At 69.7% G+C, this 13,767-nt stretch carries 10 protein-coding genes; 5 read left to right on the top strand and 5 right to left on the bottom strand.

The window, feature by feature from the left end:
- The first annotated feature begins 66 nt into the window (after positions 1-66).
- The 3 genes from HR086_RS16465 to HR086_RS16455 all read left to right on the top strand — a co-directional run bounded on the left by HR086_RS16465 (position 67) and on the right by HR086_RS16455 (position 5,178).
- The gene (locus HR086_RS16465) at positions 67-2,055 is read left to right on the top strand and encodes a YncE family protein (protein WP_174466096.1); all 1,989 of its coding nucleotides are present in this window, start codon (positions 67-69) and stop codon (positions 2,053-2,055) included.
- The gene (locus HR086_RS16460) at positions 2,052-3,185 is read left to right on the top strand and encodes an SCO family protein (RefSeq protein WP_254626345.1); all 1,134 of its coding nucleotides are present in this window, start codon (positions 2,052-2,054) and stop codon (positions 3,183-3,185) included. Before HR086_RS16465 ends, HR086_RS16460 begins: the two co-directional genes overlap by 4 nt.
- A gap of 199 nt (positions 3,186-3,384) precedes the next feature.
- Positions 3,385-5,178: an ABC transporter substrate-binding protein gene (locus tag HR086_RS16455; protein ID WP_254626344.1), complete on the top strand. Its 1,794-nt coding sequence runs from the start codon at positions 3,385-3,387 to the stop codon at positions 5,176-5,178.
- Between the two features lie 66 nt (positions 5,179-5,244).
- Here HR086_RS16455 and HR086_RS16450 read toward each other — a convergent pair whose 3' ends face one another.
- From HR086_RS16450 to HR086_RS16440, 3 genes are all read right to left on the bottom strand, one after another.
- Positions 5,245-6,642 carry a HAMP domain-containing sensor histidine kinase gene (locus HR086_RS16450; RefSeq protein WP_174459304.1) on the bottom strand — a complete coding sequence of 466 codons (1,398 nt, stop codon included), beginning with the start codon at positions 6,640-6,642 and terminating at the stop codon, positions 5,245-5,247.
- Complete coding sequence (locus HR086_RS16445) at positions 6,639-7,328, bottom strand: response regulator transcription factor (RefSeq protein WP_141645150.1); 690 nt, start codon at positions 7,326-7,328, stop codon at positions 6,639-6,641. Before HR086_RS16445 ends, HR086_RS16450 begins: the two co-directional genes overlap by 4 nt.
- Before the next feature lie 84 nt (positions 7,329-7,412).
- Positions 7,413-8,387 (bottom strand): alpha/beta fold hydrolase, encoded by a 975-nt coding sequence (locus tag HR086_RS16440; protein WP_174466095.1) that lies wholly within the window; start codon positions 8,385-8,387, stop codon positions 7,413-7,415.
- Between the two features lie 118 nt (positions 8,388-8,505).
- On the opposite strand from HR086_RS16440, the gene HR086_RS16435 reads away from it, so the two are divergent.
- Positions 8,506-9,297, top strand: coding sequence for a phytanoyl-CoA dioxygenase family protein (locus tag HR086_RS16435; protein ID WP_174466094.1), 792 nt, complete (start codon positions 8,506-8,508; stop codon positions 9,295-9,297).
- A gap of 21 nt (positions 9,298-9,318) precedes the next feature.
- On the opposite strand, the gene HR086_RS16430 is transcribed toward HR086_RS16435, so the two are convergent.
- On the bottom strand, positions 9,319-11,382 hold the full coding sequence (locus tag HR086_RS16430; RefSeq protein WP_174463674.1) for an ATP-binding protein: 2,064 nt from the start codon (positions 11,380-11,382) through the stop codon (positions 9,319-9,321).
- Between the two features lie 137 nt (positions 11,383-11,519).
- Here HR086_RS16430 and HR086_RS16425 point away from each other — a divergent pair, with 137 nt between their 5' ends.
- A complete protein-coding gene (locus HR086_RS16425; RefSeq protein WP_141645146.1) occupies positions 11,520-12,308 on the top strand; it encodes a WbqC family protein in 789 nt (262 codons plus the stop codon).
- 4 nt (positions 12,309-12,312) lie between these two features.
- On the opposite strand, the gene HR086_RS16420 is transcribed toward HR086_RS16425, so the two are convergent.
- Positions 12,313-13,767, bottom strand: a 1,455-nt coding sequence (locus tag HR086_RS16420; RefSeq protein ID WP_174466093.1) for an ATPase, incomplete at its 5' end; no start/stop codon positions are given.

Here is a 13,767-nt window from a genome sequence, read left to right as displayed (position 1 = left end):
CGCGGTCCACCTCTGACCGCGTCGCCCCCCTTCTCTCTCTTCGGTGTCCCTGGAAGTCCCCGCACCATGCGCAAGAGCCTTGTCTTCACCACCCTCGGCCTGCTGTCCGTGGGCGCACTCAGCGCCGCCGGATGGAATCTCCGCGTTCGAGCACCGCCGGACGTCCCCGCGGCCGCGCCGCCCCTCCCCGCCCCGGAGCCCGTCTTGGCCGAGCGCGAGGGTGTCTCGGTGCGGTTCGATTTATCGCTGACCCCTCGTCCCCGGGAGGCCGCGGCCGGCGCGCCGCTCCAGGGCACCGCGCGCTTCGTCCTCCAGGACGCGAAGTCCCACGCACCGCTCCAGGGCCGGCGTGTGCTCGGCTGGATGTCGCTGCGGGAGAAGGGCGCCGCGCCCCTGGACGACGCGGCCTGCACGGCGCGCGTGAAGACCTATCTGGGCGGGCTGCTCTCCGCGCGCGCGGACGTGGACCTGAACGCCTACTGGTTCCTCACCCTCAACCATGACCACACGGTGTCGGTCATCAACCCGCAGATCGCCTTCGAACGCACCAAGCTGCACAGCCTCGTGTCCGTGGGCGGAGAGGCGGCCGACTGGGCGATGTTGAACGACCGCTCCGCGCTCTACGTGACGGTGGCCTCCGGCAACAGCGTGTCCGTGGTGGACATGGAGCGCTTCCTCGCGACGCGGACGGTGCGCGTGGGACAGCAGCCGGGCCGCATCGCGGTGGCGCCGGATGGCCGCACCGCGTGGGTGAGCAACGATGGGGACGGCACCGTGAGCGTCCTCGACACCGCGGCCCACGCGGAGGTGGAGACCCTGCGCGTGGGCGCGGGCCGCCACGAGTTCGCCTTCTCCGACGAGGGCCGCACCGCCTGGGTCACCAGCACCGAGGCGGACGTGCTGACCGCCGTCGACGTGGCCTCTCGCGAGGTGCTGGGCACCGTGAAGGTGGGCGTGGGCGCGGGTGACGTGGCCTGGAGCCCCGTGGCTCGAGCCCTCTTCGTGGTCCAGCCCCGCTCCAGCGAGGTGCTGGTGGTGGACCCCGAGAGGCGCGAGGTGTCGCGGCGCATCGCCGTGAAGGCCGGGCCGGGCGCGCTGCGGTTCGACCGCTCCGCCCGCTGGGCCTTCCTGCTGTACCCGGAAGCGGGCGCGGTGGACGTCCTCGACGCCGCGCGCAGCCGGGTGGCCCACGCGCTCACCGGCTTCTCCGCGCCGGACTCCGTCGTGTTCACCGAGTCCTTCGGGTACGTGCGCAACACCACCAGCGGGCGCGTGTCCCTGGTGGACCTGAACACGTTGGAGGGCACCGGCACGCCCTCCGTGGTGAACGTCACCATGGGACAGCGCGCGCCCGAGGAGTCTCGTGGGTTGGGCCGCTCGGACCCCATCGCCGCGCTGCCCGAAGGCAACGGCGTCATCGTCGCCGGCACCGCGGACCGGGCCCTCTTCCTCTACCAGGAGGGAATGATGGCGCCGCGAGGCACCCACCTGAACTACGGCCGCGAGCCCCGCGCCGTGCGAGTCCTGGACCGCTCACTGCGCGAGGTGGAGGCAGGCGTCTACTCCGCCACGGCCACGGTGCGGGAGAACGGCACCTACGACGTGCAGCTGCTCCTGGACAACCCCCGCGCCATCGTCTGCATGCAGTGGCAGGTGGGCGGCATTCCCGAGGACGCGGCGCTCGCGAAGAAGCTCCCGCTGACCCTCACTCCCGCATTCGACCCGAAGACGCTGCTCACCGCCGGCACCACCACGCCGCTGCGCTTCAAGCTGGAGCCCACCCCGGGCATGACGGGCATGCCCCCGGTGCAGCCCGAGGAGATTCGCGTCCTCCTGTTCAAGACGCCCGGCACCTGGCAGTGGCGCACGGAGCCCCGGCGCACCGCCGACGGCGGCTTCGAGGTGGACTTCACCCCGCCGACACCGGGCCAGTACAAGCTCGTGGTGGGCGTCGAGAGTCGGAGCATCGACCTGGGCCGGCTGCCTCACTTCACCTTTGGCGTTGTCGAGGCTCCCGCCGCGACGACCGCGTCCGCTTCCGAGGTCCACCGATGATGCCGCGCCTGGTGTCTCCCCTGAAAATCAGCAGCCTCGCGCTGGCCCTGTTGTGGGCCCCTCTCGTGCTCGCGCAGGAGGGCGCGGTGCCGACGCCCAAGGCCGCTTCCTCGGCCTCGTCGCTGGCCGTGGAGGTTCCTGACGTAGCGCTGGTGGACCAGACGGGCCGCGAGGTGAAGCTGTGGACGGACCTGGTCCGAGGCCACACGGTGGCCATCAACTTCATCTTCACGCGCTGCAAGACCATCTGCTCGCCGATGACGGCGACGGTGGCACGGGTGCAGAAGGATCTGGGCCCGCGAAGCAACGTGCGCTTCATCTCCATCACCCTGGACGTGGCCAACGACACGCCCGAGCGCATGGCGAAGTTCGCCGAGCCCTTCAAGCCAGGTCCCGGCTGGTCCTTCCTCACGGGCGAACCGGCGAAGGTGAAGGAGGCACTGGTGGCGCTCGGCGGCTATGTGCCGGACAAGGAGGCGCACCGTCCCACCGTCCTGGTGGGCAACGCGGTGTCGAACACGTGGACGCGTGTGGACGGGCTGGGCAGTCCGAGCGCCATCCTCTCCGCCATCCGTGAAGTCCAGGCCGCTTCCGCCGGCCCCGCGGAGTTGGGGCCCCAGGCCCGTGACGCCGCAGCCCAGGACGCCGCAGCCGCGAAGTACTTCACCAACACGGAGCTGGTGGACCAGCACGGCAAGACGCACCGCTTCTACGAGGACCTGGTGCGTGGCCGGAAGGTGCTCATCAACTTCGCCTTCACCGCGTGCAAGGGCGCGTGCTCGCCCATCACGAAGCACCTGACGCAGGTGCAGGAGAAGCTCGGCGGGCGCGTGGGCAAGGACATCACGATGATCACCCTCTCGGTGGATCCCGCCAACGACACGCCGAAGAGCCTGGGCACCTTCACGAAGAAGCTCGGCGTCCAACCCGGCTGGTACTTCCTCACGGGCGCGAGGGAGAACATCACCCTCGTGCTCAAGAAGCTGGGGGGCTACGTCGATGACCCGGATGCGCACAACACCACGCTGCTCATCGGCGATTCGGCCACGGGGATGTGGGTGAAGTCTCCGGCGATGGCCCGCGTGGAGAACATCGTCTACGCCGTCGAGCACTTGAACGACCCGAGGTAACGGCATGCCGACGATGCATGACGGAGCCCGCGCACTCGGAGTCTCGCGAGGGGCGCGTGACGCGAGGTGGGTCCTCGCGGTCCTGGCATCGGTATGGCTGGGATGTAAACAGCCGGTCCCGGCTCCCGTGGACCCGCAGGCAGCGAAGCGAGGGCGAAGCCTCTTCCAGCGCGGCCAGAGCGTCCGCGGAGCGCCTCTCATGGGCTTCCTCGCGCCCGAGCGCGTGGAGCTGAGTGGTGAGGTGGCCGCATGCGCCCGTTGTCATGGACCTTCGGGTCGTGGCAGTCGCGAAGGCGGCGTGGAGGTGCCCGACATCACACCCGGCGCCCTCGGACATTCGCGCACGCGGGCGGTGGGCGAGGTCGAGGACCGTGCCCGCCCCGCGTACTCGCGTGCCACGTTGCTGCGTGCCATCACCGAGGGCCGCTCCGCGAGTGGACGCGAGCTGGGGATGACCATGCCTCGCTACGTGCTGGATGATGCGGAGCGCGAAGAGCTGCTCGCGTACCTGGAGCAGCTTGGTGAGCATCCAGACCCGGGAGTCTCCCCCACTACGCTTACGGTGGGCGCGGCGCTGCCCCTCACGGGAAGACTGGGGCCGCTGGGACAGGAGGCAGCAGCCGTGGTGCGCGCGGTGTTCGCGGATGTGAACGCCAGTGGTGGCATCTTCCGAAGGAAGCTGGAGCTGATCGTCGAAAACGACGCCGCGCTCCATGAACCACTCAGCGTGACTCGTTCGAACGCTGAGACCGCCACGGGGCTGCTGGCACGTGAGAACCCGACACGGGTGGAGACAGAAAGTTCTCAGCGCATCGCTATGCCGCCCCCCTCGGACGCAACCACGAGGTTGCTGGCGCGTGCGAACCCAACACGGGTGGAGACAGCAACTTCCCAGCGCATCGCGACGCCTCCTCCCCCGGACGCCACCATCACGTCGAAGTGGCGCGGGAATCCGTCGAGGATGGTGGAAGACGCCGCCGCGATCATCGCCGCACCGAGCGCGACGCCGCCTCCCCTGAACGCCACGACTACGTCCGAGGAGCGTGGGAATCCGTCGCGGGTGGTGGAAGCTGCCGCCGCGCCGATCGTGACGCCGCCTCGCCCGGACGCAACCACGCGGCTACTGGACCGAGGCGTACTCGCGCTCGTGGCCAGCATGCGCCGGGGTCCACTTCCTTCCGACACGAGGCTCGCCGCGGAAGGTGCGCCCCTCGTGCTGCCACTGGCCTTGACCGGAGGCACCTCCGAGGAGGACAGCCCCGTGTTCTTCCTGTACCCGGATGAGCCCTCACTCGCGCGGCTGGCGGTGCAGTCCCTCGCAAACACACGAGAGTCCGAGCTGCGACGAAAGCCACTCGTCGTCGTCCACACCGGAGGAGAAGCGGGACAGGCCTGGGCACAGGCCGTGCGCGCCGAGACGACACGTCGGGAGTTCCTCTCCCCCGTGGAGGTGACACTCCCGGATGGGACTCTCCCAGTGGACCGCTGGGCCTCCGCGCCTCCGCCCGCCGTGTTGTACGCGGGAACCCCCGAGGGACTGGCCACGTTGCTGCGCGTCCTGGAGGCCAGTGCCCCCACGGTGCGCGTCCTCGCGCCCGCGAGTCTCGCCATCCCCGAGGTGGTAGGCGCATCGACAGCGCGCATCCACTTCCTCTACCCCGCAGGGCTTGGAGAGCGCGCCCCCGAGCTGAAGGACTTCGTCGCGTTCATGAAGCGCCACGGCCTGGCTCCAGGGCACTCCTCGTTTCAATTCGGCGCCTACGCCGCCGCACGTGTGCTGGTGGAAGCCCTCACCCGTACGGGCGCGGAGGTCACTCGCGCCAGCCTGACGCAACAGTTGGAGGCCCTGCGCGACTTCGACACCGGCGTCTCCCCTCCCGTCACCTTCGGCGTCAATCGCCGCGTGGGCATCCAGGGAGGACAGCTCGCTGCGTTGGACCCCACCACGAACCAGCTCGTCGCCGCGTCCGACTGGATGCCGCTGACACCCTAGCGAAGGGTGTGCGGGCATCCGGCCCATGTCCCCGCCTGATGCACGTCAAGGAGCACCAGCAGCCCCTCACGCCACCGCATGCAGCGCCACCGGCACCTCGATGACCATCTCCGTCCCGGAGTCCCTCGGCTCCGGAGCGACGTAGGCGCGGCCACCGTGTTGCTCCGCCACTTCGCGGACGATGGCCAGCCCCAGGCCGGTGCCTGACGTGTGCACGTCATCCAGCACGCGATGGAACGGCTCGAACACGGCCTCGCGCTCGGCCTGAGGGATGCCCGGTCCCAGGTCCGCCACGCGCACCTGATAGCGCCCTCCCTCCCGCATCAGCCGCACGTGAATCTCTCCTCCCTCCGGCGAGAACTTCAGGGCATTGGAGAGCAGGTTGTCCACGGCCTGCCGCAAGCCCCCCGCATCGAAGCTCGCTTCGGCGGGACCGGGCGCATCCAATCGAATCAGCATCCCCCGCCGCTCCGCTTCCGCACGGGCGCCCTCCACCGCCTGCATGACGAGCTGAGACAGGTCTCCCCGCTTCCGGTCCCACGCCCCTCGCCCCGCCACCGCGAGGTCCAGGAGGTTGCCCGCGAGCACCGCCAACCGGTCCACCTCTCGCCGCGAGTCGAGCATGCTGGCGCGCAGCTCCTCCGGCGTCCTCTCTCTCCGCAACGCCAGGTCCATGCTGGTGCGCATCAGCGTGAGCGGAGTGCGCAGCTCATGCGCCGCGCCCGCGATGAGTCGCTCCTGCGTCTCGCGCGCGCCGCGCAGTCGCTCAGTCGCTTCCGCCAGCACCGCTCGCAACTGGCCTATCTCGTCCCGCTCCTGGTCCTCCACGGGAGCACGAGAGAAGTCGCCTTCACGCAGCTGGCCCAGGTGCCGGGTGATGGCCGCAAGCCTTCGCGCCAGCGTCCTCGCCTGTGTCGTCTGCAGCACCAGCAAGGCCAGCCCCAGCATCGCCGACAGCGAGAAGGCCATCCGGTAGTACGTCACCACCGAGCCATCCACCTGCCCCAGCGACGCCGACAACCGCAGCGCATAGCGCTCACCGTGCGGAGAGCGCACATTCACGCGCACCTCACGCCACCGCTCTCCATCCGGGGCGACTTGCGTCACCAGCTGGGGCTCGCCCCCGGGCGCCCCTGGAACGAGTCTCTCCTCCAGCCCCGTCACACCCGCTGGACCTTGCGGGTACCTCACCACGAGCGTTCCATCCGGCCCGTAGAGATAGCCATGGGGCGCGAAGGGCCGCACCTGGTCGAGCAACGGAGACACCGCCATGTGCAGGTGGACCTTCTGCCCGGGACCATCGAAGAGGCTCACGCTCTCCACCGCCGCCTGCGCCAGCAGCGCACGGTCCAACGAGCGCTCCAGGTCATAGCGGAAGAGCTGTCCCGCCAGCCCCAGCGCGACGAGCATCGCCAGCGCGGGGACCAGGGCCCCCAGCAACCAGAGGCGCCGCGTGAGTGTCACGAGGCTTCATCCGTCGTGGACACCGTCAGTTTGTAGCCCACGCCGCGCACGGAGCGGATGGTGACGTCGGAGGCCTGCAAGCGCTCCAGCTTCGCGCGCAGATAGCCCACGTACACATCCAGCACATTGCCATGCCCCTCGAAGTCCGGGCCCCAGGCCTGGGTCATCAACCGGGCGCGCACCTGCGCTTCACCCGGGTGTTTCGCCAGCGCGGAGAAGAGCGCGAACTCCCGGGCCGTCAGCGGCTCCTCGCGTCCACCCCGGCACAGCACCCGGCGGCGAGGGTCCATCACCACGCCGCCCAGTCGCACGGGGCCATCTTCTGATTCACCCCGCCGAGCCAACGCCTCCAACCGCGCCAGCAGCTCCTCGAAGTCGAAGGGCTTCACCAGGTAATCGTCCGCGCCCGAGCGCAGCCCCATCACCTTCTCCGGCGTGGTGCCACGCGCGGTGAGCATCAGCACCGGCGTGCGAACCCCCACGCTCCTCCAGTGCTTGAGCAGGGTGACGCCATCGACCTCCGGGAGCGCCCAGTCCAGGACGATGACTTCGTATCCATCCCGGGTGCCGAGCTCCAACGCCTCGCGTCCTCGGGTGCAGACCTCGACGGTGTGGCCCTCCTCCGTCAATCCCCGCTGGAGCAGGGCCACCATCTTCTCTTCGTCCTCGACGAGCAAAAGTCTCAAGTACACGCCCCCCTGCGTGCCCAGCTTTTCACGCCCCGTGGGCGCGTTGCCAGTGCCATCCAGGTGACGGCCGCGCCCTGGGGCTCACGACGGAGAGGAGGGCCGTGACTCGCGAGACGACGGGGAGGCGTCGGGCCGCATCCCATGTTCGATGAGGAAGGAGCGCACGGCGTCGGAGATCTCCGTCCCCGCTTCCAGCAGCCCCGCGTGGCCCGCGTCATCCACCTGCATCCAGTGGGCATGCGGCAGTGCATCGCGCATGCGGATCATCTCCCGCAGGGGCACCAGGGTATCGTCGCGCGCGGCGATGATGAGCGTGGGTATCTTCACGGAGGGCAGCACGTCCCACGCGTGGCCTTCCGCCAGCCCGCGCAGCGTGTACCAGTAGGCCCGCGGACTCATCGTTCGCAGCGCCCGCAGGAACTCACTGATGTCGTCCCGAGGCGCGCGAGGCCGCAAGGCCCCCACCGCGCGCGCCAGGGGATAGGCGAAGCGGCTGCCCAGCACCGCGCGCACCACCGGGGTGGCCAGCGGCACCGCGGGGGTCGCCATCCGGAAGACCTCGCGGACGGTGGACAGGGCGGCGCGCGCGGCCAGGCGCGGGTCACCCGAGCCCGGAGCCCCGGGTGTGCCGGCGATGAGCGTCATCGCGGGCACCAGGTCCGGCCGTCGCCGATACAGCTCCAGCAGGACGCGCACGCCCATGGAGAAGGCCACCTGGTGCGGAGGGCGGCCGTCTCCGCGAGCCATCACCTCCTCTGTGATTCGCTCCAGGTCTCCCACGTGCACGGAGACGTCGTAGTCGCCACCGCGCGACTCCTCGCTGCCACCGTGCCCCCGGTAGTTCCAGTGCACCACCCGGTGGTCCTGCTCCAGACTGGTGACGATGTGCCGCCAGAAGTTCTCCGACGTGCCAATGCCGTTGCTCAGCAACACCGTGGCACGCGACCTCAGGACGCCTTCCGAGGCCTGCTCGTGCAGGTCACCGAAATGGGTGTGCCAGGCCACCCGGGTCCCATCCGGAGCGACGACGTAACGCGTGGTGCGACGATAGGGCATGCCCCTTCACCATGGTGCGGGGACGGCGGGCGCGCAAGCGGTCCGTCCCCGTGTCCGCGATGCGGAACACCGTCCCGTGACACTCCCACCCATGGAGCGTCCGGGGTATGAGGGCGCCATGCTTCGTGAGGATGCGGAGGACGTCGATATCGAGAGGGCGCTCGCGCACTACGCCGAGCACGGCTATGCCCGGCTGGGTCGAGTCCTGGACGAGTCGGGACTGGAGGCCCTGCGCGAGCGTGCGGACGACCTCATGCTCGGCCGGGTGACCTACCCCGGCATGTTCTTCCAGCCGGATGCGTCCACCGGTCGATACGAGGATGCCCCCCTGGGCCTGGGCTGGCAGGGCCCCTCGCTGGACTACCGCAAGCTGGAGAAGCTGGAGAAGGACCCGCGCTTCCTCGCGTGGATGGAGAATCCGCTGTTCGAGCGCGTCGTCCGCGCGCGCATCCCCGGCGACATCGTCCTCTATCGCGCCATCCTCTTTCACAAGGGACAGGCCGGCGGCAGCAACCTGCCCTGGCACCAGGATGGCGGTCGGCTGTGGGGCCTCACCCGTGAGCCGGAGCTCCAACTCTGGACGGCCCTGGATGACGCCCCCGAGGACGGTGGCTGTCTGGAAGTGGTGCCCGGCAGCCACAAGGCCGGACTGGTGACGGAGCTCGGCGGAGTCATTCCTCCGGACGCCGTGGCCGCCCGGGATGCGGAGCGCCGCGCCCTGCCCCTCCCCGCGCTCGCGGGCGAGGTCATCCTCATCCACAACCACCTGTGGCACCGCTCCGGCAGAGGCCGCCCCGGCCTGCGCCGCCGCGCCTTCTCCGCCTGCTACATGAGCGCGGACACCCGCTGTGTGCGCAAGAAGAAGGCCCCGCGCGTCTTCCCGCCCATGTTCCGCCACCAGGCCCCGTGACGGCGCGGGCCGCGCGACGGCTCAGCCCACCAGGTGCAGGCGGGGCGTCGGTGACGTGAGCTCCCGCGCCCGCTGGCCCACGGGCAGCGACACCCGGAAGATGCTGCCCCGGCCCACCTCGCTCTCCACCGAGATGTCCCCGCCGAAGCCGGTGACGATGCCGTGGCAGATGGACAGGCCCAGGCCCGTGCCCTCGCCCACGGGCTTGGTGGTGAAGAACGGGTCGAAGATGCGCGCGCACACCTCCGGCGTCATGCCCACGCCGGTGTCGTGCACCTCGACGATGACCCGATCTCCCAACGGGCGCAGGATGACGCGCACCTCGTTGTGCTCCGGCTTGCCTTCGGGAATGGATTGCGCGGCGTTGATGAGCAGGTTGAGGAACACCTGACCGAAGCGCCCCTCGTTGCCCTCCACCGAAGGCACGTCGCGGTAGTCGCGGATGATCTGCGCGCGCATCTTCAGCTCGCCGCGCGCCATGGTGATGGCGGACTCCAGCACCGCCTGGAGGTTGACGGCGGTGGCCACCTCGTCGTCCCCGCGCGAGAAGGTCCTCAAGTCGCGGACGATCTGCCGCACCCGGTGCGCGCCATCCACCGCCTCGCGCAGCACCTCCTCCATCTCGGACGTGCGCCCCAGCGGCAGCTCGCGCGCCACGGACTGGAGCTCCACGGACAGGAAGGACAGGTTGGAGAGCACGAAGGCGAGCGGGTTGTTGATTTCGTGCGCCACCCCCGCCGCCAGCGTGCCCACCGCCGCCAGCCGGTCCGACACCACGAGCTGCGCCTGCATCGCCTTGCGGTCCGTCACGTCCAGCGCCACGCCGCCCAGGAGCCTGCGCCCCGAGTGCTCCTTCACGATGAAGCGATACGTGAGCCAGAACCGCTCGGACCCGTCCGGCGAGGGCACCATGCCCTCCGTCGCGCTGGGCTGCCCCGACTCGAGCACCGCCTGGTCCTCGCGGCGCACGTGCTCCGCCGACGCGGGCGGCATCAGGTTCATGTCATCCAGGCGATCCAGGCTCGCGGTCTCCGACAGGCCGAAGAAGCGGCGGTACGGCTCGTTCACCCAGATGCGGCGGCCCTGCTCGTCCTTCATGTAGGCCACCGCCGGACTGTGGTTCATGAAGGCCGCGAACAGCGCCTGCGACTCCTGCAGGGCCGCGAGCGCCGCGGCGCGCTCCTCCATCAAGGCATGACGCGCCTCGGCCTCGGCCGCGTTGCCCATGGCCGCGCCCAACAGACCCGCCATCAACTCCAGCGTGCGCACGTCCCGGTCATCGAAGGCGTTCGGATGACGGGAGATGAGGTTCAACGCGCCCACCGGCCGGGCCTCGCGCCACAGCGGGACACACACCATGGAGCGAGCGCCCACCTGTCGCGTGGCGCGCACGTTGACGCGCACGTCGTCCTCGGTGTCGTCGGTGCGCATCACCTCGCCACGCAGCAGGCTGGTGCCGGTGAGGCTCCCCTCCACCGGGAGGCGGAAGCCCATATGGGCCAACAGACTGCCCGTGGCCACGCGGTACTGCGCGTACCCATCCTCCAGCAGGGCCACCGCCGCGCCGTCCGCGCCGCAGAGCTCACGCGCGCGCTCGCACAAGAGGCGCATCACCCCAGACAGGTCCAGCCCCGCCAGCGCCACGTCCGCCTGCGTCTGGATGATGGAGGCCAGCCGCTCCATCTCACCGCGCGCCGCCGCCTCCGTGCTCTGGTGGTGCCGGCGCTTCGCCGCGCGACGCTCCAGCAGGTGCCTGCGCGCGCGCACCTCCACCGAAGAGACGGGCACGACGAGCAGCTCGTCCACCCCCGCCGCCAGCAGGGGCGCCAGGACCTCCTCCGTCGCGGAGCGGGACACTCCCAGCACCAGGGGCTCCTCGGGCCGCGCCCGCGCTCGCAGCGCGTCCAGCCAGCGCGCGTCCTCCGCGAGCGACTCGGCCTCGACGATGAGCACGTCCACCCGGCCATGCACCAGCTCCGCGCCGGCCTCCGAGGCGTCCGCGCGAACGAGCACCTCCTGCCCCTGGCGCTGAAGCTCCTCCGCCACGGGGTGCCTCGGGTCAGCGCTGATGCACAGGTACTTCATCCGTTCCTTCCCGCCGCGGCGAAGGTCCCTGGCCGTCTTTGGAATGTTACAGTCTAGCAGCAGGCTGAATCCACCGCGCCGGTCCAGAGTGAGGGGCCGACCCAACCCAGGACGTCTCAGCAGAAGAGAGGCCGTGAGTGTCGGGCAGTCCAGGAGTCGTCGTCGCCGAGCAACCCCACTACCTGCCCTGGGTGGACTTCTACGAGCAGGTGGCGCGCGCGGGCACGTTGTTGGTGCTCGACAATGTGCAATGGCTGCGGCGCGGTTGGCAACGCAGGACGCGTGTGGCCTTGCCAGCGAATGTGCCCACACCTCCGCCCACCGAGCCGGGCTTCCAATGGCTGTCCATTCCGCTGGAGGACCCACACCGCGACACGCTCATCGGCGAGCTGGCCGTGGACACCCGACAGCCCTGGGCACGCAAGCACCTGAGCAGGCTGGTGACGCTGTATGGGCAAAGGCCCCATTTCGCCACCCAGGTACTTCCGTTGCTGGAGCCCTTCTACGACAGTGTGGCACGTGAAGCCGGTCCGGGCTCGCTGCTGCGGGTCCTCCTGGGGAGCACCGCGCTCTTCCACGAATCGCTGGGGATGAAGCCAGACATCCTCCTGGCGTCCACGCTGGAGCGCCAGGGCGACGAGAAGTCCGCGCGACTGGTGGAGTACTGCCGGCAACTGAAGGCCCACACGTACTACTCCGGGCTGGGCTCCTCGCTGTACCTCCAGGTGAGCCTGTTCCGGGACGCGGACGTGCGCGTGTTGTGGCAGCGCTTCCGGCACCCGCCCTACGCGCAGGGACGCGAGGGGAGATTCGTGCAGGGACTGTCGATTGTCGACGTACTGTCCAACGTCCCGGTGGAGGAGGTGCGCCGGTGGTTGGAGCCCTCGCCGTGGGGCCCCTTCGCACCGGCGCCAACCGGAAGCTGACGGCTCAGGTCGCGGAGGCCGCGGTGGTCCCCGAGGGCTTGTCGAAGCGCACGAAGTAGCTGCGCACGGCGGCGTCCAGCAAGGCGGGGTCCAGCTTCGGCTCCTGTCCCAGGTAGTGGGACATGTCGATGACCTGGTCCAGGAGGTCTCGAGGCTGGCAGGCCGCGAAGGGGCGGTCCGTCGGCCGGTAGTGCGAGTCGATGAGGTAGTCGATGGCGTTGGCGTTGTAGGCCACGCCCCGCTTGCGGCACATGATTTCGAAGATCTGGTGGAACTGCTCTTCGTCCGGCCGTTGCACCTCCAGCTTGTAGCGGACGCGGCGCAGGAAGGCGTCGTCCACGAGGGCGCTGGGGTCCAGGTTGGTGGAGAAGGCGGCGAACACGTCGAAGGGCACCTGCAGCTTCTTGCCCGTGTGCAGGGTGAGCATGTCGATGTCGCTCTCCAGCGGGACGATCCACCGGTTGAGCAGATCTTTCGGCGACACCTTCTGCCGGCCGAAGTCGTCGATGAGGAGCATCCCGTTGCTGGCCTTCATCTGGAACGGGGCCTCGTAGTACTTCACCTCCGGCGAGTAGACGAGGTCGAGCATGTCCAGCGTCAGCTCACCGCCCACGACGACGAGCGGCCGCCGGCAGCGCACCCAGCGCCGGTCATACGAGGCGCCCCCTTCATCCTCCACGGGCTTGTGGATGTTGGCGTCGAAGACCTTCACGACGAAGTCGTCGATGAGGATGGCGTGGGGGATGAAGATGTCCCCCTCGAAGCAGTTCACCATGCCCTGGCAGATGGCTGTCTTGCCATTGCCGGGGGGGCCGTAGAAGAAGATGGCGCGGCCGGAGTTCATCGCCGGGCCGATGCCATCGTAGATGTAGTCGCGGATGACCAGGTCGCCGAACTTGTCCTGCATCCGCGCGCGGGTGATGCGATTGCCGCGCACCGTCTGCTTCTTCACCGCCGCGACGTACTCCTGGAAGGAGACGGGCGCGGGGCCGTTGTAACGGTTGCGGTCGGTGATCTGCCGCAGCATGTCCGTCACGAACGTCGTCAGCTGGTAGATCATCGTGGACTTGCCGACACCGGACGCACCGCCGCCTCGGATGTCCACGTACTTCTGCCGGCGCAGGCCCTCGATGATGTCGTCGATGACGGACGAGGGGAGCTGGATACGGCTGGCCAGGTCCATGCCGCGCATCTCACCGGCGAAGAAGAGCGCCTTGAGGATGAGCTCCTCCACGAAGGTCGCCGTGAGGCCGGTCTCCTCCAGGGTGCGAGGCTGGCTGGGCCAGAAGCGCTCCTGGGACCCCGCGTTCGGGTCCAACGCTCGCCGGGAGCTGGTGCCAGGGGTGCGCCGCTCGGGGCCCGCATAGGACGCTGGAGGCGGAATGGTCCGCCGTTCCTGTCCGCTGGGGGGCGGCGCCGCGGGGGCGGCCGCCTGGGGGCGACGCTCGGCGCCCCCAGG

The sequence above is a fragment of the Myxococcus sp. CA039A genome, assembly GCF_013336645.1.
GTDB classification, from domain to species: Bacteria; Myxococcota; Myxococcia; order Myxococcales; family Myxococcaceae; genus Myxococcus; species Myxococcus llanfairpwllgwyngyllgogerychwyrndrobwllllantysiliogogogochensis.
This window is presented reverse-complemented; position numbering and strand designations above follow the sequence as displayed.

Bases quoted from the DNA above. Each gene is read 5' to 3' on its own strand.
- HR086_RS16440 (WP_174466095.1), bottom strand. From the start codon at position 8,387: ATGCCCTATCGTCGCACCACGCGTTACGTCGTCGCTCCGGATGGGACC.
- HR086_RS16465 (WP_174466096.1), top strand. From the start codon at position 67: ATGCGCAAGAGCCTTGTCTTCACCACCCTCGGCCTGCTGTCCGTGGGC.
- HR086_RS16430 (WP_174463674.1), bottom strand. From the start codon at position 11,382: ATGAAGTACCTGTGCATCAGCGCTGACCCGAGGCACCCCGTGGCGGAG.
- HR086_RS16435 (WP_174466094.1), top strand. From the start codon at position 8,506: ATGCTTCGTGAGGATGCGGAGGACGTCGATATCGAGAGGGCGCTCGCG.
- HR086_RS16460 (WP_254626345.1), top strand. From the start codon at position 2,052: ATGATGCCGCGCCTGGTGTCTCCCCTGAAAATCAGCAGCCTCGCGCTG.
- HR086_RS16455 (WP_254626344.1), top strand. From the start codon at position 3,385: ATGGGCTTCCTCGCGCCCGAGCGCGTGGAGCTGAGTGGTGAGGTGGCC.